16 protein-coding genes are annotated in these 19,707 nt (G+C 69.3%); 6 read left to right on the top strand and 10 right to left on the bottom strand.

All coding sequences use genetic code 11. The features are described 5' to 3' along the window. Nucleotides 1-247 precede the first annotated feature (247 nt). Nucleotides 248-463 (bottom strand): DUF3073 domain-containing protein, encoded by a 216-nt coding sequence (locus LR393_RS09830; RefSeq protein WP_231483270.1) that lies wholly within the window; start codon nt 461-463, stop codon nt 248-250. A gap of 864 nt (nt 464-1,327) precedes the next feature. Between LR393_RS09830 and bldC the strand changes: the two genes are divergently transcribed. Beyond that, nucleotides 1,328-1,537 carry a developmental transcriptional regulator BldC gene (gene bldC / locus LR393_RS09825; protein ID WP_052533586.1) on the top strand — a complete coding sequence of 70 codons (210 nt, stop codon included), beginning with the start codon at nt 1,328-1,330 and terminating at the stop codon, nt 1,535-1,537. A 307-nt stretch (nt 1,538-1,844) separates the two neighbouring features. On the opposite strand, the gene LR393_RS09820 is transcribed toward bldC, so the two are convergent. Further along, entirely contained in the window at nt 1,845-2,588 is a 744-nt protein-coding gene (locus LR393_RS09820; protein ID WP_231483269.1) for a hypothetical protein, read from the bottom strand. A 451-nt stretch (nt 2,589-3,039) separates the two neighbouring features. After that, the gene (locus LR393_RS09815; protein WP_231483268.1) at nt 3,040-3,276 is read right to left on the bottom strand and encodes a hypothetical protein; all 237 of its coding nucleotides are present in this window, start codon (nt 3,274-3,276) and stop codon (nt 3,040-3,042) included. A 304-nt stretch (nt 3,277-3,580) separates the two neighbouring features. Here LR393_RS09815 and LR393_RS09810 point away from each other — a divergent pair, with 304 nt between their 5' ends. From LR393_RS09810 to LR393_RS09795, 4 genes are all read left to right on the top strand, one after another. Continuing rightward, nucleotides 3,581-4,117: a DinB family protein gene (locus tag LR393_RS09810; protein WP_231483267.1), complete on the top strand. Its 537-nt coding sequence runs from the start codon at nt 3,581-3,583 to the stop codon at nt 4,115-4,117. A gap of 106 nt (nt 4,118-4,223) precedes the next feature. Further along, nucleotides 4,224-4,688, top strand: coding sequence for a hypothetical protein (locus LR393_RS09805; RefSeq protein WP_231483266.1), 465 nt, complete (start codon nt 4,224-4,226; stop codon nt 4,686-4,688). 255 nt (nt 4,689-4,943) lie between these two features. Further along, nucleotides 4,944-6,410, top strand: coding sequence for a sensor histidine kinase (locus LR393_RS09800; protein WP_231483265.1), 1,467 nt, complete (start codon nt 4,944-4,946; stop codon nt 6,408-6,410). Continuing rightward, nucleotides 6,407-7,042: a response regulator gene (locus tag LR393_RS09795; RefSeq protein WP_231483264.1), complete on the top strand. Its 636-nt coding sequence runs from the start codon at nt 6,407-6,409 to the stop codon at nt 7,040-7,042. Before LR393_RS09800 ends, LR393_RS09795 begins: the two co-directional genes overlap by 4 nt. Here LR393_RS09795 and LR393_RS36285 read toward each other — a convergent pair. From LR393_RS36285 to LR393_RS09770, 5 genes are all read right to left on the bottom strand, one after another. After that, nucleotides 7,031-8,893: a prolyl oligopeptidase family serine peptidase gene (locus LR393_RS36285; RefSeq protein WP_231483263.1), complete on the bottom strand. Its 1,863-nt coding sequence runs from the start codon at nt 8,891-8,893 to the stop codon at nt 7,031-7,033. The genes LR393_RS09795 and LR393_RS36285 overlap by 12 nt on opposite strands. Beyond that, a complete protein-coding gene (locus LR393_RS09785) occupies nt 8,890-10,662 on the bottom strand; it encodes an N-acetylglutaminylglutamine amidotransferase (protein WP_231483262.1) in 1,773 nt (590 codons plus the stop codon). The genes LR393_RS36285 and LR393_RS09785 overlap by 4 nt, the downstream gene beginning before the upstream one ends. A gap of 79 nt (nt 10,663-10,741) precedes the next feature. Next, entirely contained in the window at nt 10,742-13,300 is a 2,559-nt protein-coding gene (locus tag LR393_RS09780) for a carboxylate--amine ligase/circularly permuted type 2 ATP-grasp protein (RefSeq protein ID WP_231483261.1), read from the bottom strand. Between the two features lie 146 nt (nt 13,301-13,446). Continuing rightward, nucleotides 13,447-14,451: an NAD-dependent epimerase/dehydratase family protein gene (locus tag LR393_RS09775; RefSeq protein ID WP_231483260.1), complete on the bottom strand. Its 1,005-nt coding sequence runs from the start codon at nt 14,449-14,451 to the stop codon at nt 13,447-13,449. A gap of 126 nt (nt 14,452-14,577) precedes the next feature. Beyond that, on the bottom strand, nt 14,578-15,753 hold the full coding sequence (locus tag LR393_RS09770; protein ID WP_231483259.1) for a hypothetical protein: 1,176 nt from the start codon (nt 15,751-15,753) through the stop codon (nt 14,578-14,580). 171 nt (nt 15,754-15,924) lie between these two features. Here LR393_RS09770 and LR393_RS09765 point away from each other — a divergent pair, with 171 nt between their 5' ends. Next, a complete protein-coding gene (locus LR393_RS09765) occupies nt 15,925-16,440 on the top strand; it encodes a PASTA domain-containing protein (protein WP_231483258.1) in 516 nt (171 codons plus the stop codon). On the opposite strand, the gene LR393_RS09760 is transcribed toward LR393_RS09765, so the two are convergent. Then, a complete protein-coding gene (locus LR393_RS09760) occupies nt 16,437-17,261 on the bottom strand; it encodes an endo alpha-1,4 polygalactosaminidase (RefSeq protein ID WP_231483257.1) in 825 nt (274 codons plus the stop codon). The genes LR393_RS09765 and LR393_RS09760 overlap by 4 nt on opposite strands. Before the next feature lie 172 nt (nt 17,262-17,433). Continuing rightward, nucleotides 17,434-19,485 (bottom strand): glycogen debranching N-terminal domain-containing protein, encoded by a 2,052-nt coding sequence (locus LR393_RS09755; RefSeq protein WP_231483256.1) that lies wholly within the window; start codon nt 19,483-19,485, stop codon nt 17,434-17,436. Nucleotides 19,486-19,707 lie beyond the last annotated feature (222 nt).

The following is a 19,707-nucleotide window of genomic DNA, read 5'->3' as shown; positions in this document are numbered from 1 at the left end:
TGGCGACATGGACCGCACTCTGACAGGGCGAGACATGACAAGAGGTGAACCCGGCACATCCTGCTGCCGGGTTCACCTCAAGCACCGTGCGGACACGCGACCTCATCGTGGCGTGCCGTCCTGCTGTTCGTTCTTGCTCGTCGCCGGGCCTGGTCAGCCTTGCGGAGGAGGAGGACGATGATCGCCCGGAGTCGCCCTGACAGACTCGGCCCCGGTACCCCTGAGGGCACCGGGGCCGAGTCTTCAGTCAATGGTGACGACCGTTTGATGCCCAATCGGCGTACTCGTCGTACTCATCGTCGTCTCGACCGGCATCCGTGTCCTCCACAGGCATGCTCGGGCTCGGCCGACGATCATGAGTGCCGAGTTCCTGCTGCAAGGCGTCATAGTCGGTGCTGGGGCTGTAGTACTTCAGCTCCCTAGCGACCTTCGTCTGCTTGGCCTTCTGACGGCCGCGCCCCATGGCGTCGACCCCCTTAAACGTCGACCCGGCGCAGGCGCACATGGCGCGGCCCCGGAGTGGTCATCAGTCTCTCGTGACGCCAAACGCTACATCGTCTGGTGCGGTTCCGGCATCCCGGTTGGAACGACTGACCCAACCAGGGGGTAGTCGTAACCCGTTTGCCGACCGCGGTGTTGCGTGTTCCATCCTACGTGCAACCTGCGTACGACGCTCACCCCGCCGCTCCGGGAGTCACTTCTCGCGGTCACCGATACCTCTCCGTGCAGTGTCCGGTCTCACATGACGGTCACACGAAGCGACGAAACGGCACGCGTGGTTTGATAGCTATGTCCTAATCGTGGGCAACACGCCCGTGAAGGTTATGGCGATCGCCGGGGGGTCGGCTCGTGGTCACGAGGGGTTCACCCGGGGTGGGGGTCACTGTGAGAAATGACGTCACCCGGAAGCCGCACCGTGACGCTTCGTCCCCATCGGGGTCTGAGAATATGGATCTGGGCGCTTCGGGGGTGCTCCACACAGTGATGGCTGCTTTAGTGGGGCACACACCGACCTCGAGGGGGTTTGATGTGTTCTGGGTGATACCGCATGGCTCGATTGAGGGGCATACATCCGGTGTTCAGCGGACACATCGGCTATCGAGGGAGTGCGCACGAGAGCGAACGTTAGAACCGACCCGCGAGGCGTGTCGGATGGGCCACATTCGTGGTTCGATCACTGTAAGGTGCCATGCCGTGACCGTACGTACACAACCAACGTCATGCTTCCTCCTGATGGGGGATCATCCGTCTGGATTGTTCCCGCGACGTGTCCTAACAAGGCACGATGTCGGAAGCCGGGGTATCCGCCCCGTTCATGGAGGCTGACATGACCACCCGATCGCCCGACGCCGAGCCGCTGCTGACACCGGCTGAGGTTGCCGCGCTATTCCGTGTCGATCCGAAGACCGTCACCCGGTGGGCTAAGGCCGGCAAGCTCTCTTCGATCCGAACGCTCGGTGGCCATCGCCGCTACCGCGAGTCGGAAGTTCGGGCTTTGCTTGCTGGAATCCCACAGCAGAGGCTCGACGAGGACTGAGATCCTGACGACCCGAAAATCCGTAACCGCCGGGGCCCACTGTGGCCTCGGCGGTTTTCGGCTTCTCGGGCGTCACTAGTGGAAAACACCTACCCGCATTGAGTTTTTTTTGCACGCGGGTGGCCCGGTCGTAGACCGTCTCGTGCTGTCCGGATGTCATTGTCCGGATCGGTGCGGGTGTTCTTCCCGGCTGTCAGGTACGGCTCTGGCGCCCGAAAGTGCTAGAGGCCATCCTGTGGCACTAAGTGGTGTCACTAGCGGCCTCTAGTAGCTCTCCGGAGCCTTATGAGTGTCTGGTGTGCTGGCGTCAGAAGATCGTCGGCACGTTAGCTGGATCGCTGAGAGTCGCGATGATCGAACTGGCGCTGGCCGAGGCTGCCTTCGTCGTACCCTCGCTGGAATCCGACTCGGGTGTGTCTGCCGCCGAGGTGCTGGGTTCTTCTTCCGGCGGGGTCGGCTCGCTCGTCGATGTCGACGGGGTCGAGCTGGTGGTGGGCGACTTCGTGGGCGACTTGGTCGGCGACTTCGTGGGTGACTTGGTCGGCGATTTGGTGGGTGACTCGGTCGTGGTCGACGTCTTGCTCGTCGACTTCGTGGTCGAGGGCTTGGACGTCGACCTCGTGGTCGAGGGCTTGGTCGTCGACGGTTTGGTCGTCGTGCCCGAGTTCGCCGTGCTGCCGTTGTTCACGGCCGGGCGCGTGGTAGTTGTCACCACACGGTTGCCCTGGGCGTCCGTGGTCGTGGTGACCACCACTTCGGCCGGCGTGTCCCCGGTCGCCGCGCCCGACGGGGCGCCGGTGGCAGTGGTCGTCGGCACGTCCTCGGCGTCGAGTGCGTCGGCTGTGGGGTCGCCGTCGGCCGCCGCGGGCAACTGGGTGCCGTCGGCGATGCTGGTCGCCGAGTCGCGGGCCGGGCCGGTGGGCTGGTGCAGCGGGCCACCAGTGACGGCCCAGGACGGCACGGCAATGACAACGGCTGCCGCGACGCCACCGACAATCGGGCGGCGTAGCAACAGGGGGCGTGGTGCCCGGTGTCTACCGACGTACCTCATGGCTCGCTCTCGTCTGCCGGATCTGCTGACCCCGTACGTCCTGACCGGTCGGTCAGGGGTGTGCCCACCGGCGTCCGATTCGATACCTGAGGTGCACTATGCTCTATATCGAGCTGTGCCCCGTCTGTGTTACTGACCGGACGTAAACAGGCCTCTCGCCTCAGGAAGGATCCCGATGTGGATACTCGGGCGTCCTGCCCAGCGCATCCCCGGTCACCGTTCCGTTCCCGGCGATCAGTCCTAGCTTGCTGCAGCCAAGGCGTTTGCGGCAGGTGTTCGGGAGATTGATAAGGCCTGGATAGCCCTTATTTGAGCCAACGGGCCACATGAATGGCTTCGCTCACAGCGGGAACAGCCCGTTCTGGTTCGCCGACCGCAAGGTGCGAGGGCACCCGGACATGTGTGAGGCCGGCCTCGGGAGAACCCGTGGCCGGCCGAGGACGAACGTGTCCTAGTTGTGCAGGATGCAGCGAGCGTTAACGACCTCGACGCACTCGCCGTAGCGGTCGCTGAGGTGTCGCTCGATCGAGGCGACGGTGGCGCTGCCGCTGACGTCGACCTGGGTGCTGCGGGTGAACCGGCTGGACGGAATCGTGACTTTGAGCTCGAACCGGCCCCGCTCCAGGACGGTGCCCGGGGTAACAGGGATGAACTGCGCAAGCGCAGCGGTGCTGGCGTTCTCAAACATGGGAAACAGCGATCCTGAACGTAGTGCCCTTCGTGGTAGATGCGGGCACTTCACCGTGCTCCGCATCCATACCACAACGTGACAGTTGAGGCGGTTATGCCGTCGACGAGACACAGATTACTCCAGACCGAGGCCCAAAGACTCCACTACTACTGACTGTGAGTCACGGCATGCCCCGGGTAATAAATCCCGGGAAACTCTCGGCGTTGCGGGTCCTAAGCGGAAGGAATCCGACCGGATGACCTCTTACGGTGCTGCCGCGGACGCCGGTGGGGGTCCGTCACGCGATCCGACGGAGGCTGAGATGTCGATCACCGAGATCACCGGGAATGGCACGGGGCAGGAGACGACCGAGCTGCTGGAGACCCTGGCCGAGCGCCGGCAGTTCTTCCGGCACACGGTGCGGAACCTTTCGCACGAGCAGGTCACGGCCCGGCACACCGCCAGTGAACTCACCCTGGCCGGACTGGTGAAGCACGTCAGCGAGATGGAGGAGAAGTGGGTGGACTTCATCGTCGAGGGCCCGTCCCGGATGGCACTGCCCGAGAACTGGCAGACCGATCCCACCTTCTGGGAGAACGGCTGGAAGTTGCTCGAGGGGGAGACCCTGGAGAGCACGCTGGCCCACTACGAGAAGGTCGCCGCACACACCGAGGAGGTGGTGCGTGGTCTGCCCGACCTCGACCTCTCCCATCCGCTGCCCGAGGCTCCCTGGTTCGCGCCCGGTGCCTCCTGGTCGGCGCGCAGGGTGCTGCTGCACCTGATCGGTGAGACGGCCCAGCACGCCGGGCATGCCGACATCATCCGCGAGACCATCGACGGTCAGAAGACTATGGGGTAAAAGCGCAGGTCAGGCTGGTCCTAGTACCTCCGTCGCATAGCAACCGGAACTCTTCCTCCCCGTCAATGGGTACCAAGCGGAAAGAATGGCCACCCAGGAGGACGACATGAAGAAGATGCTGATCATCAGTGGCGCTGCGGCGGCGGCGATCATCCCGGCCGCGCTCGGGCTCGCCGCCAACCCCTCGCTGAGCGCCCAGCGCCCGGTGGACTCCAGCAACGTGCAGCTGGTGGAGAGCTCGACACCGCGCACCACCGCCACCTCCAGCCCCTCGGCCACGGAGGACGACCACGGCCGTCGCCACGGTGGTCACGGCGCCGACGACAACCGGCGCACGGTCAGCTCCAGCACCCGTTCGGCCACCAGCACCCACCGGGCCACCAGCTCGGCGAGTTCCACCCACGACGCCGGTGACGACCACGGCAAGCACAGCATCACGCACAAGCGTCACAGCAGCGACGACGGCGGCGGTCACCAGCACCGCGGCCGGGGCAGCGACGACAAAGGTAGCGACGACAAAGGCGGGGACGACAAGGGTGGCCGTCACGGTGGTCACGGCAGCGACGACTGATGTGGTGACCACGAATGTGCGATGGCCCCCCTTCGTTCGTGATCATGCGAGGTTCCCCAGGAAAACTTCGCATGATCACGAACGGGTGCCTGAGAAATGAGGGACGCACGGGCACCCGAGCGGCCGGGTCGCCGATGCGGGGCAAGGGGCTTGCCAGTGACGGACCGGATCGTGTGCATTCCTTGCGGTCAGGGCGCAAGGAATGCACACGATCCCGCCGAGTGAGGATGTTGAGCCAGGAGTGACGATGCGGGCATGACCGATGCCGAGCCCGGCCGGGGCACCGAGCCGGCCGGTGGGGGTTCAGCTTCTGAGGGCCGGGTGAGTTCGGGGCCGCCGACCGGGGGTTCCGCGGCGGAACCCGGCCCCTGGGTCAGCGTCACCGGCGCCGGCCCGGGCCGCCCCTCCGAGCAGCCACTTCACTGGGGCCGGCTGGTCGGAGGGGTGGTCGTGCTGGCCCTGCTGGTGTTTGTCGGGGTCGCGGCGGCCAGTGCCGTCACGGCCCGCCGCGCGGCCGGGCGGGAGGCGGTGAACGACGCCCTGGCCATCACCGATGTGCTGGGCGAGTCGGTGATGCAGCCCGCGATCACCGGCGACCTGTTCTCCACCGACACCGCGACCCGGCAGGCGGCGATCGCCCGGCTCGACACCACGGTGCGCGAGCGACTGCTCAGCGACACGATCGTACGGGTCAAGCTCTGGAAGCCCGATGGCACGATCGTCTACGCCGACGAGCCCCAGCTGATCGGCATGCGCTTCGCGCTCGACGACGAGGAGACGCAGGCGCTGGACGACCGGGTCACCAAGGCCGAGATCAGCGACCTCAGCGCCCCGGAGAACCAGTTCGAGCGCAGCAACAACCGCAAGCTGCTCGAGGTCTACCGCCCGGTCTGGGCCGCCGACGGCCAGACCCTGCTGTTCGAGACCTACTCCGCCTACGACGCCGTGACGGCCCGGACCGGTGATCTGACCCGGGGTTTCGGCGGCATCACGCTCACCAGCCTGCTGCTCATGCTGGTCGCCCAGGCCCCGCTGACCTGGGCCCTGGTGGCCCGGGTGCGGCGTTCGCAACGTGATCGCGAGGCCTACCTGGCCCGGGCCGTGCAGGCCTCGGACGACGAGCGCCGCCGCATCGCCGCCACGCTGCACGACGGTGCTGTCCAGGAGCTGGTGGGCAGCGCGTTCCTGGTGGCGGGAGCGGCCGACCGGGCTCGGGCCGCGCACGACGACACAACGGCGGCCCAGCTCGATCTGGCCGCGGGCTCGGTGCGTTCGAGCATCGGTGGCCTTCGCTCGCTGCTGGTCGACATCTACCCACCGAGCCTGCGCAACGCCGGGCTGCGGTCGGCACTCACCGACCTCACCGCACCCTTGCGGGCCCAGAGCGTGGCGGTCGAGGTCGAGGTGCCGGACGAGCTGCAACTACCTCCCGAGAAGGAGGAGCTGGTGTTCCGGGTGGCTCAGGAATGCTTGCGCAACACCATGAAACATGCGGACGCGGAGAGCGTACGGGTCACGCTGGACGATCACCAGGGAAGAACGGTACTGGACATGATGGACGACGGGGTCGGGTTCGATCTCGACACGGTGATGAAGCGACCGCAGGAGGGGCACTTCGGGGTTCGGCTGATCGCCGACCAGGCCTCCGCGGGCGGGGCCGAGCTGCTCGTGCGCACCGCTCCGGGTGCCGGAACCCATTGGCGACTGGAGATCTCGCGGTGACCGACGACGTCCTAAAGGTTCGTGTTCTGCTCGTCGACGACCACGCCCTGGTGCGGGCCGGGCTGAGCGCGCTGCTCGACGCCCACCCGCAGATCACCGTGGTGGGTGAGGCCTCCGACGGGGAGCAGGCCGTCGAGCTCGCCCAGAACGCCGACCCCGATGTGGTGCTCATGGACCTGTCGATGCCGGGGATGGACGGTGTGACCGCGACCCGCAAACTCCTGGCGCTGCGCCCGGAGATCCAGGTGCTGGTGCTGACCTCGTTCTCCGACCGCAACCGGGTGCGCGATGCGCTCGCCGCCGGCGCGATCGGTTACCTGCTCAAGGATTCCGACCCACAAGACGTGGTGTCCGGGGTACTCGCCGCGGCGAAGCAGGGCTCACCGATCGACCCCCGGGTGGCCCGCACCCTGCTGACCGAGGGCACGGTCGGCCCGCCGCCCCCGCTGTCGCCGCGGGAGACCGACGTGCTGCGCCTGGTGGCCAAGGGCATGGCCAACAAGCAGATCGGCCGGGCCCTCGGAATCAGCGAGCGCACGGTCAAAGTGCACCTGGGCAACGTGTTCCGCCGCATCGGGGTGCAGGACCGGACCAGTGCCGCGCTCTGGGCGAAGGAGAACCTACAGAGCTGAGCGGGTGACGCGCAGGTGCTCGCAGGCCCAGTCCACGGCGGTGCGCACGAACGTCACCCGGTTCTTGGTGTCGAGCAGGTCGTGCCCCTCTCCCGGGAACTTCAGGAACCGGTGCGGCACGCCCTGTTCGGCCAGGGCCGAGACCACCTGCCCGGCCTCCTCCACCGGCACGTTGGTGTCGTCCGCGCCGTGCACCACGAGAAGCGGTGCCGTGAGCCGCCCGATCCGGTGGATCGGTGAGAACTCCCGCAGCACGGTGCTGTCCGTGGCCGGGTCGCCGTACTTCGAGACCGCGGCCGTGGCGATCCACGGTTCGGTGTGCTCGTAGAAGGTCTCCAGGTCGGCCATGCCGCAGACGTCGATACCGACGCTGAACAGGTCGGGGAACCAGGTCAGGCCGGCCAGCGTGAGGTACCCGCCGTACGACCGGCCCATCAGCCCGATCCGCCCGGGGACTGAAACTCCCGAGGTGACCAGGTGATCCACGGCCGCCGCGACGTCCTCGATCGACCCGAGCCGCCGCCCGACGTCGTCGGCCGTCTCGAACGTCCGCCCGTATCCCGACGACCCCCGCACGTTCGGTGCGAAGACCGCGATGCCCTCGGAGACCAGCGACTGGAAGAGCGAGTTGTAGACCGGGCGTTCCTGCGACTCCGGGCCACCGTGCAGGTGCACCATCGTCGGCCAGGGGCCGGAGGAATCGGGCCGGTACAGCCAGCCGCTGAGACCCAGCCCGTCCCGGGCGGGGAACCGCCGCAGCACCGGCCGGGACAGGTCGGCGGTGTCCACCGTGGCGTAGCTGGATCCCCGGGAACCGCGCAGCTCCCCGTCGGCCCGGCTGGTCAGGGGCAGCGTGGCGCCGGTGGCCAGGTCGATGGTCCAGGCCCCACGCGGGTCGGACCAGTCCTCGGCCGTGAGCATCAGCGACTTGCCGCCCGCGAAGAGCTGGCAGTCGTCCACCACGTCGCGGGGCAGCGGCCCGATCTCGTCCTCGTGCCGGGATCCCAGGTCGAGCAGGCTGACCGCGTTGGTGCCGCCGAACTCGTTCCACAGCAGCACGGCCGTGGTGCCGTCGGGTGCGAGCGTGACCCGCTGAAGCTCGGCGTCCTCCCGCCGGGCCAGGAGCCCGGCCGCACCATCCCGCAGATCCACCCGGACCAGCGCCGCCAGGTCGTGATCGGCCTCGCTGCGGGCGTACAGGTACCGGCCGTCGGGCGAGAGGCAGCCCTGATCGGCGAAACCGCCGCGCTCACCGGTGACCGAGGTGTCCACCGGGCGCTCGTCCGAGCCGTCCAGGTCGCACACGGCCAGCGTGCGGTAGCTGCGCGGCCCGCGGCGCAGCAGCGCCCGGCCCCCGGCCACGTCGAGCAGCGAGATCAGCGGCCCGGAGGCGATCACGGTGCGCTCACCGGCCAGGGGTGAGACGAGCACGGCGGAGGCGACCCCACCGAGTGACTCGGTGACCATGAGACGTCCGTCGGGCGTCCACCCGTGCCGCGACCCCGCACCCAGCCACGCCGTCGCACCCGGTCCGCCCGAGATCAACCGCAGGCCCGAGCCGTCGGGCCGCACCACCCAGACCTCGTCCCGCGAACTGCCCGCCCCCGCCACCAGGCAGGCCAGCCAGACCGCATCGGGCGACCAGCTGATCGAGAGCACCCGGTCCAGGCTGATGCCGGGATTGACGGCCCGCCCGGTCTGCGAGTCCTTGATCCAGATCGCCGGGGCGCCACCCCGGTCGGAGATGAACGCGATCCGCGTCCCGTCCGGGTCGGGAGTGGGCGACCAGCTGCCGTAGACGTCTTCGGGTACCAGTTCGGACGACTGATCCTCGGTCGGCTGCGGGTTCACAGACCGATCCGCTGCAGCCAGAGCTCGAGCAGGCCGAGCTGCCAGACGACGTTGGCACCGATCGTGGTACGTGCCGTGTTGGGGTCGGCCAGCAGAGTGCTCACGACCTCCGGACGGTACAGGGCCCGGTCGGTCGCTGTCCTGGACAGCAGCGCGTCGCGCACCCGATCGAGGATCTGGCCGTCCAGGTGCCGCACCCCGGGCACCGGGAAATAGCCCTTCGTACGGTCGATCACGGCATCCGGGACAACTCCTCGCGCGGCTTCTTTCAAGACCCCCTTGCCGCCGTGGGCGAGTTTCAGTTCCGGCGGGCAGAGGGCGGCGAGCTCGACCAGCTCGTGGTCGAGGAACGGCACGCGGGCCTCCAGGCCCCAGGCCATGGTCATGTTGTCGACGCGTTTCACCGGGTCGTCGACCAGCATCACGCGGCTGTCGATGCGCAGCGCGGCGTCCAGCGTGGTCTCGGCTCCCGGCGCGGCGAAGTGATCGCGCACGTACGACAGGCTGGGGTCGCCGTCCACGTGCCACTGCGGGTTCAGCAGGCCGGCCACGAGATGGCCGGGGCGGTCGAAGAACACATCGGCATAAGCTTCAACGGCCTTCGAACGGGGGACGCCCGCCAGCGGCGGGTACCAGTCGTACCCGGCGAACACCTCGTCCGCCCCCTGGCCCGACTGCACCACCGTGATGCTCCGGGAGACCTCTTCGGAGAGCAGGTAGAAGGCCACGCAGTCGTGGCTGACCATCGGCTCGCTCATCGCCCCGATCGCCCCGTCCAGCCCGCCGGCCAGCCGGTCGTCCGCGATCATGATCTTGTGGTGGTCGGTGCCGAACTCCCTGGCCATCAGGTCGGAGTATTCGAACTCGTCACCGCTCTCACCGGCCACCGAGTTGAAACCGATGCTGAACGTGGCCAGTCCACTCTGCCCGGCCCTCGCCAGCAGCGACACGATCAGGCTGGAGTCCAGCCCGCCGGACAGCAGCACGCCCACCGGCACGTCGGACACCATGCGCCGGCGCACGGCCACGTCCAGGGCGGCCCGGGTCCTCTCCCGCCATTCGTCGGGGGCGAGCCGGAGTTCCCGGGTGGCAGGGGGATTCCAGTAGACCGATTCGGTCGACGAGCCGTTCGGCTCGATCACGCGCACGGTGGCGGGCGGCAATTTGCGGACGCCGGTCAGCATCGTCCGCGGGGCGGGCACCACTGAGTGCCACGAGAGGTAGTGGTGCAGGGCCACCGCGTCGATGCCCGTGTCCACGTCTCCGGCCGCCAGCAGGGCGGGAAGGGTCGACGCGAACCGGATGCGCTGCGGGGTCTCGCTCAGGTAGAGCGGCTTGATGCCCAGCCGGTCGCGGGCCATCACCAGCCGGCCACTGTCGAGCTCGTGGATGACGAACGCGAACATGCCCAGGAAACGGTCCACACAGGCTGTGCCCCAGTGGTGGTAGGCCGCCAGGATCACCTCGGTGTCGGAGGTGGAACGGAACCGGTAGCCGTGCCCCTGGAGCTCGCGCCGCAGCTCGTGGTGGTTGTAGATGCAGCCGTTGAACACCAGGGCCAGCCGCAGCTCCTCGTTCACCATCGGCTGTGACCCGGCCTCGGAGAGGTCGATGATCTTCAGCCGATGGTGCAGGAACGTGACCGGCCCGTGTGACCAGGTGCCCTTCGAGTCCGGCCCGCGGCGCTCCAGGCACGGTGACATCCTCGCCACCGCGTCCCGATCTCCTCGGGCGCCGTCCAGCCGGAACTCGCCACCCAAGCCACACATGCACGAACCTCCCGGACCACGTCACCGAATGCCGTTCTGAGTTGACACGGGTGACGGGGTGGTCCGCAACCCGGGAGGGTCAGGTCAGCAGCCAGGTGTCCTTGGAACCGCCACCGCGTGAGCTGTTCACCACCATGCTGCCCGCCGGGGCCACCCGGCTCAGCGCGGTCGGCGCGACCACGAGCTCCGGGGCGCCCGAGTTCAGCACGAAGGCCCGCAGGTCCACGTGGTGGGCCGTGAAGCCGTCGTCGGTGAAGCAGGGCATGCTCGAGAGCTGCACCATCTCCTGGGCGATCCACCGGTGCGGCGCGGTGAGCAGCTGCTTGCGATGCGCCTCGATCTCCTGCTCGCTCGCCATCGGGCCGATCAGCACCCCCTCGCCGCCGTACCCGTCCACCGGCTTGAGCACCAGCTCCGGCAGGCGGCTCAGCACCTGCTCGGCCTGGTCGGGGATGCCGCACAGATAGGTCGGCACGCTGTTCAGCAGCGGCTTCTCGGAGAGGTAGTACTCGATCATCTGCGGCACGAAGGTGTAGATGGCCTTGTCGTCGCCCACCCCGTTGCCGGGGGCGTTGGCCAGCACCACCCGGGCCGCGCCGACCGCGGAGAGCAGCGACGGGCCGAGCGGACGGCCGTCGGCGCCCGCCGAGTGCAGCAGGGCCTCCTCGTCCACCCGCAGGTAGAGCACGTCCACCCGCTTGCGGCCGCCTTCGCGCAGCAGGTAGACGGTGTCGTTCTCGATCAGCAGGTCGCCGATCACGGCGACCGGCACGCCCATCTCGTTGGCCAGCATGCGGTGCTCGAACCAGGCCGAACCCTCCGGGCCCTCGCTCAGCAGCACCACCTGCGGGCTGTCGGGGGCGCTGGGCAGGGCCGCGGCCTCCAGCGTCTCGCGCAGCAGGGCCGGCACCCGGTTCGGGTCGAGCATGCCCGCGGGCCGGGGCAGATCACCCATCACCGCGTCGGTCAGCCGCCGGTTCTGCACCGAGTAGCCCAGGCCGGACGGCACCCGCAGGTTGTCTTCCAGCAGGAACCACTCGCCGGTGTGCGCGTCTTTCACCAGGTCCATGCCGCTGATGTGGGCGCGCACCTTCTGCCGGTGCACCAGGGCCCCGGTGCCGCGCAGACCGGGAGCGGAGTCGATCACCCAGCTCGGCACCACGCCGTCCTTGACGATGGCGCGATCGCCGTAGACGTCGTGCAGGAACGCGTCGAGGGCGGCCGCCCGCTGCCGCAGCCCGATACCGAGCGCGGACCATTCGTCGGCCGGCACCACGCGGGGCACCAGGTCGACCGGGAACAGCCGGGCACTGGCCCGGCCCGGCACGCCGAACGTCACCCCGTGCGAACGCTGCTCCTCGTCCCGCCGCCGCTCACGCTGCCGCATCCCGGCCGGGCCGAGATCTTCCAGCACGGCGAACAGGTCGGAGTAGGGCGCCGTCGGGCCGTTCTGGCCGAGCGCCTCGTCCCCTTCGAGCTGGTACAGGGGCAGGGCCGCCGGGTGCCCGGCCTCGCCCGGCACGGTCGGTGCGGCCTGGTCCGGGTCGGTGCGGCGCACCAGCATGTCGACCACGTCGGCGAAGCGCTCGCGGCGTTCGTAGATCGCCCGCTGCTCGGCCGCCGAGCTGCCACGCACCAGGGCCCGTTCGGTCAGCTCGCTGATCAGGGTCCAGTCGCCGGCGTCTTCCAGCTGCGGACGCAGGTCTTCCAGCAGCGCCTGCACGGCCTGGGTGGCCGGCACCGGCCGCGACGAACGCGGCAGGTCGAGCAGGTCACCCTCCAGCCCGGACCGGGCGGCCCGCCAGATGGCGCTGCGCAGCAGGGGGGAGGGCCAGCGCCGGCTCGGCTCGCCCGCGGTGATCGCGGCGGCCTCCTGGCGCACCATCGCCCGGAACAGCCCGGCCAGCAGCACCACGGTGTCGAGGTCGGGGCAGGCGTCGGTGAGGCGCAGTTCGAGGGTGGGCAGGTGCGACGAGGGCCGCACGTCGAAGTAGATCATCCCGGCGTCGCTGATCGTGCCGGACTCGACCAGGTCGGCGATCAGCTGGTCGTGCTCGGCGGCCGTCGTGACCTCACCGCTCAGCCCGGCGGTGGGCCAGCGCGACCACAGCAGCGACCGGTTGCTGGCGTAGCCGGAGTCTTCACCCATCCAGAACGGGGACGACGCCGACAGCGCCAGCAGCACCGGCAACCGGGGCGTGACCCGCTGCGCGATCTGCACGGCCAGGTCGCGGTCGGTGACCTGCACGTGCACCTGGGCGCCGCAGATCAGCTGCTCGCGCACCAGGGTCTGGTACTCGTCGAGCATGCGCTCGTAGCGCTGGCTCGGCGTCACCGACAGCTGGAGCGGGTCGACCAGCGGCACCGTGCCCGCGGCCACCACGCCCAGCCCCATCGGGGTCGCCACCTCGACCAGCTGGCGCCGGGTGTCGATCAGCGCCTGGCGCAGATCGGCCAGGGTGTTACAGACCGGGGTGTTGCTCTCCACGACGCTACGCTGCAACTCGTCGGAGTAGGTCTCCGCGGGCAGATGCTCCAGCAGTTTCGGGGCCTGAGCCACCAGCTCACGGGAGAGCAGATCCACCACGTGGAACTCTTCCTCGACACCGAGACTGGTCAATTCACCGGGACCGGTCACGTCTGGTCGCCACCTCGCCTGCCGTTCGAACCCGCCGTGACGGACGACGCGGCGGTGGGGCGGCTGAACGCCTTACGCGTCCGTCTCACCGTCATTGGAGGTTAGGCGAGAAGCATGACCTGCACATTTCGAGCGCGTTGCGCGGTCTATGACTTCAGGGTCCTCAGGATTTCCGCCTCCTTCTCCGGGTCGAGGCCCGGCTGCGGCCGGCCGGGACGCTGGGGAGCCTGTCCCCCGACGGACTGCAACCAGGCCCAGGTGTCGCCGATCGTCTCGGCCACCGGACGGTTGTGCAGGCCGGCGGCCAGGGCCTTGGCCGGGTCGCTGAGGTGCAGGGCGGCGTGGTCCGGGCCCGGTGGGATCCACACCGGCAGCTCGGTCCAGGGCTCGATGCCCGCCTGCTCGATCAGCTCCGGCGGGGCCCAGCGCAGCACGGCGTCCGAGGCCGTGACCTCGACGCAGGTACGCAGGAACTCACCCATCGTGGTGTGCCCGGGCGGGCTGACCAGGTCGAACGGCCCGGACAGCCCCTTCTCCGCCGCGCTGACCGTCCAGATCGCCAGGTCCCGCGCGTCCACGTACTGCAACGGAAGGTCTTCCGGCCCGGGCGCGAGCACGTCCCCTCCCCGGGCCACCCGCCCCAGCCACCAGGGCAGCCGGCCGATGTTCTCCCACGGCCCGAGGATCAGCCCGGCCCGCACATGCACGTACCGATCGCCGAAAACCCTTTCCACAGCCATCTCCGAGCCCCGTTTGGCCTCGCCGTAGGGCACTTCGGAACCGTCCCGCCCGGCCTCGGGGTCGCCCTCCACCAGCGGGGCCGACTCGTCTCCGCCGACCGGTGCCGGGAACTCGTACACCGAGCGGGTGGAAACAAAAAGATAGCGATCCACACGGTCTTTCAGGGCCTCGACGCTGTCGCTGACCACATAGGAGTCCGAGCTCCAGGTGTCGATCACGACGTCCCACTCACCGGTCAGGGCGTCGAGCCCGCCGGGTTGCCGCCGATCGCCGTGCCGGGCGGTCACCTGCGCCTGCTCCGGGGCCCGGGTACCCCGGTTCAGCGTGGTCACCTCGTGCCCACGCCCCACCGCCTCGTCGACCAGGGCCCGCCCCACGAACTCCGTCCCACCCAGCACGAGAATCCTCATGCGCCCACCCTGCCGGTCCGATGCCGGGCGAACCAAGCGTTTCTGCGGTGGGGAGAACCAGATTGAGGACGCCGGTGGGCACCATCGGTGCCCACCGGCGTCCTCAATCGGTGAGGGTTCGTGAACTCAGCCCGCCGAGCGCTCGCGATCCCCGGTCGGGCGTCCTTCGTCGTCCAGCCCCCGGCTCGCTGCCATCAGGGCCTCGGGGGTGAGGGTCTCGCCCTGGGCCAGGCGGGGCAGGGGCGGGACGGGGTCCTCGTGGTCGAGGTGGTCGATGGTGCGCAGCCGGTCCAGGGCCGCGCGGGCGGTGTCGCTGTGCCGCTGCTCCACGGCGCGGTCGGGGCGTACCACCAGCGTCGTCTCCCGCATCGCCTCCGGCGGCTGATCGTCGCCCGGCAGACGTAGCCCGAGGTAGGACGACTTGCGCTGGTCGTAGCCGTCGGCCAGGGCGAAACCCTGGTACTGCCAGTCCAGTTCGTCGGCAATCGCGGAGACCAGGCCGGACTCCAGCACCGAGCGGTCGCGCAGGCGGGGCAGGTACGGCAGCGAGGTGTAGAGCTCCCACAGCTCGCCCACACTCACGTGGCCGGTACGCCAGCGGGAGGTGAGCGGTCCGTCCAGATCGCTGCGGATGGCGTGATCGTCGCGGGAGGTGACGAGCTCACCCTCGGTGCGCAGGGTGAGCGCGGCCCGCTCGGCCAGCGTGCCGCTCGCACCCTCGGCGGTCAGCACCCGTAGCGCCAGCGGTTCGTCCGGCGACCCCTGGCCCGGGATCAGCAACCAGAAATAGGTCTCCGGCAGCAGATTGCCGATGTCGTTCTCGGCGGCGTCCTTCCACACCAGCGCCTCGTGAGCGGCCTCGTCGGGCAGACCGAGGGCGTGGGCCATGGTGACGACGTGCGACCAGGCGAGGAACTCGCGGACACCCGCCGCCAGCATCGGGTAGTGGTGGGCATCGGCGGCCAGCGCGATCACCGCGTTGCGGTGCCGGCGGGGCTGGGCCCCCCGGGTCGAGGTGAGCCGGAGCGTCTGTTCGGCGGCTGCCGAGGTGACGACCGGGTCGGCCAGCGATCCGTGCACATCGGCGGGATCGTGCAGGTGACGCGGATGGAGGATCGCGAGTTGCACCTCGGCCTGGTCCGGGAGTCCACTGGTCGTGTCGACCACGTGCACCGCCTCGAAACCGGTCTCGTCCGCACCGGTCGTGCAGTGCTGTTCCAGGCGGCGCACGATCTCCGCCTGGATCCGTTCGGTGCTCAGGCTGTCTGCGAACTCGTGGGCCACACGGTCGATCTCGGCCATCGAATCGGGCCTGGACGTTCGCGTGAGGTGGGGCAACGGGCGCATCGTGTGTTCCTTTCCTGCCGCCGTGCCCGACGCATCGACGCATTGCTCCAGAAGCTTGAGCCACCTCCCGGGTTACCGTGGAACACTGACCGTGCGTCGTCGGGGAGCCGGAGAGGGTGGATGTCGATGAGGGCCATCAGGATCACGCTGTCGACGTTCTTGCTGGGCCCACTGCTGGTCGCCTGCGGGGGTGGAGGGGCTCAGGTGGGCTCGATCGGCTCGACCGAGAACCCACCCGCCGAGCAGGCCGTGGCCACCCGGCAGAGTGAGAGCGACCTCGCCGACCAGCGCGAGCGGGAACGGCAAGACGATCCCCGCACCGCGCAGGAGCAGCGCCGCGACGAGGCCCGCGACGTGGCGAACAAGGTCAAGCAGGTCGCCGACGAGGTGAAGAGGGGCATCACACAGTCGCACTTCACCATGCCGCAGCTGGTGGGCCGCAACCTCCAGAACGCTCAGGACCAGTTGCAGAAACGAGGAAGCTACCTGCTCGACCAGGTCGACGCCACCAGCCAGCACCGCTTCCAGCTGCTCGACTCCGACTGGAAGGTCTGCCACCAGTCACCCCGGGCCGGGGCGAGCGTGCTGAAGACCAAACTGGTGCGGCTCGAAGCCGTCCGTCTCGACGAGAGCTGTCCCTAACACTCCTGAAAGTGGTAGGCACTCTCCCCGCGCGGAACGATGTTCTGGTCACGGTAGATGACCGAGATCCGGTCGCCGCGTTCGGCGCAGGCCGCCTGCCAGTTCCCCGCGCCGTTCGTGGTGTACTCGATCTCGAACCAGCTGTCGCCGTAGGCCTGGTCGTAGAGCCCGCACTCGTCGTAGACCTGGCACGACTCCACCACGGCGAAGTCGAAACCGACGGCCAGCCGGGTCTTGCGGCTCAGCTCACCGGCATTCTTCTGGGCGATCGCCATGCCCTGACCGTGCGCTCGCTTCGCCAGCAAGGTCGCCAGGGCCAGGTTGCCGGCCCGCTCCAGCTGCGGAAAGCGCGTCCAGGTATCCAGGTTGTCCGGGTCGATGGCCTGAAAACCCTTGGCCTTGCAGGCATCGATCCAGGTGTACTCGATCTTCGCGATCGCCGCCCGCTTGTTCCTGGTGCGGGTGTCGAGGATGAACTCACCCGGCCAGTTCGGGTCCTCGTACGGCTCACCGGTCGCGTCTTTCAGCAGAAGGGCCCGGCGTGCGCGGGTCTTCGTCCAGAAATCCTTCTGGTAGTCCTGCGTCTGAAAGGCGTTGACGTAACAGATCGAGTAGACACCCTCCACCGCCTCGCCGGTACTGTCCCGATCGACCACCTTCACCGACCGTACCGGGGCGTAATCACCCCCGAGCTGTACGTCCACCCGCCCGTTGGGCGGAAGAGCCGGAACGGTGGACGAGGCGCCGGCCGAGGCCGGGTTCGCGAGGGTCCCGGCGATCCCGGCGATGACAAGTGCGGCCGTGGCCAGACGACGAAGCACGGGATCTCCGATCAGCGACGGGCATACCGAAAGACTCGATCGCCCAACCGAAGATCAACTGAAGCCAGGGCGAGAGCGTCCCCCCATTTTTTGCCGTGATCATGCAAAACCTCCCCCGAGTTCTAGAACTCTCACCGCCACAGTTCTAGAACTCGGGGGAGGTTTTGCATGATCACGGAAGGGGTTGGGTGGGGGTGGTCAGGCGGCCCCGGCCTTCGCGGTCGACCGTCACCGTGGCCTCGTCCGGGCCGAAGCGCAGGCCGCTCACCCGCAGGGCCCCGAACGGGGAGTTCTGGGGCGGTAGGCACTCCAGCGTGCCGTTGTCGGCCGAGAGCCCGGCCAGGACCTGCACGAGCGGGCCGATCGCCGCCGCGGACCAGGCCTGGGGGCGGCAGGCGGCCGGGTAGGGCACCAGGCTCCCGCCCTCACCGCTGTGCAACTCCGGGAGCCGGTAGCCGAACTCCGCCGCCGTCCGCAGCAGCCCTTCGACCAGGCCGAACGCCGATGCGCCGAGCCCGCTGCGGTGCAGCCCGTGAATCGCGATCGCCGTGTCGTGGGCCCAGACCGAGCCGCAGTGATAGCTCAGCGGCCAGTACCCGCCCTCGGTGGAGGCCATGGTGCGCAGCCCGAACCCGCTGGACAGGGCCGGGCCCCTCAGTAACCTCGCGACCTGCTCGGACTCCGCCGACGAGAGCAGACCGGTGCCCAGCAGATGCCCGATGTTGCTGGTCAGCGCGTCGACGGGGCGTCCGGAACCGTCGAGGGCCAGGGCCGGGAAGCGCTCGCCGTCGGCGCCGGTCACCCAGAACGACTCGCGGAACCGGGTCGCCAGCCGCTGCGCCCGGTCCCGCCATGACACCCCACCGGGCCGGCCGAAATGGTCGAGCAGGTCGGCACCGTGCACGGCGGCCTCGTGCGCGTAGCCCTGCACCTCGCACAGTGCCACCGGCCCGTCGGCGATCGTGCCGTCGGCGAAGCGGACCGCGTCGGGCGAGTCCTTCCACCCCTGGTTGGCCAGGCCCGTGCTGGAACCGGGGTACCGGACGAACTCGTCCCCCTGGTCGCCGAGCCAGCCCAGGGCCGCCTCCAGGGCCGGAACAAGGGACCGCACAGTGTCTTCGGCCATTCCCCAGCGCCAGGCGTCGTGCAGCAGGCAGATCCACAGCAGCGTGGCGTCGATCGTGCCGTAGTACAGCGGCGGAAGGCTCATTCCGCCCTCGACACCGCCCTGGGCGTGCCGTGTGGCCGTCGCGCGCAGTTCGTGCAGGATCTTGCCCGGCTCCTCGTCGGTCGCCGGATCGGTCGTCGTGCCCTGCCGGGCCGCCAGCGCCCGCAGGGTGCCCTCGGCCAGATCGGTGCCGAAGGGCAGCAGCAGGCGCGCGGCCCACAGGCTGTCCCGTCCGAAAAGAGTGAAATACCAGGGAGATCCCGCTCCCAGAAAGACGGCGCCCGGATCGTCGGCCGGCGCCATGCGCAGGGCCTGCAGATCGCTCCAGGAGGTGCCGATCAGGGCCGCCAGGCGCCGGTCGTCGGCCTGGGCCTGTGGTTCCCGGTGCAGAGCAGGGACGTTCCGGTCGCCGAGGCCGGTCACCGGCGCCGTGGGGGCCTCGAGGGTCAGCCGCCAGGTCAGGCTCACCGCGCCGCCGACGGGGACCTCGACCGTCCAGTGCAGCCGCACCGCCTGGCCGTCGTCGTCGATACGAGCCCCGGGCGCGTCGAGATCGGCCACCACCTCGTCCGCACCCCAGCGCACGTGCGACTCGTCCACCGACCGGTCCGGTGCGACCAGTGGCGGGGACCCGGGCGACCGGATGGTCTCGACCCGCTGCCGGGCCGGCGCCACCACGAGCGTCACCGTCGCCGGGACCGGCCGGGGGCGGTCGGAACTCAGCTCGATCCGTTCCTCGACCCGCCCCGCCCCGACCGACCGGGTGCGATCGACCCGCATCACCGCGTCCGGACCGTCACCCCCGAGCCTCCGGGGCACCGCCACGAACCGGGCCACACCGGCCGAGACCGGGCCCCCACCGATCGGGGTGGGTTCCTCCCCGTCGACGAGCAGCACGGCCGACGAGAGCACCCGGACGTCGCAGTGCAGCACGCCCTGCACCCCGCGCTCGCGGATCTGCCCGGAGGCATCGCTCAGCACCGTGGTCGGCGCGCTCAGGGACGTGACGAGGTCGTGCAGCCACGGGTGCTGGGTCACCGGGTCGGTCTCGGGCATCAGGTCTCCCCTCGGGCAGGACGGACGAGACCATCGTGCCCTGAAACCCGGCCGGGTCAACGCATCAGCGCGTCACGGCTTTCGACGTGTGGGCGCCGGTGGCTCGTCGAGGTCGCTGTTGGCGAAGGTGGTGTGGAGAGTGACGTCGCGCTGCTTCCTACCGACGGCGAAAGCAGTTGCCAGGCAGGCAAAAGCCCGGCGGGGCGGCTTCATGATCGGGAA

Origin of the sequence: Kineosporia mesophila, assembly GCF_021129235.1 — a bacterium.
GTDB lineage: Bacteria > Actinomycetota > Actinomycetes > Actinomycetales > Kineosporiaceae > Kineosporia > Kineosporia mesophila.
This window is presented reverse-complemented; position numbering and strand designations above follow the sequence as displayed.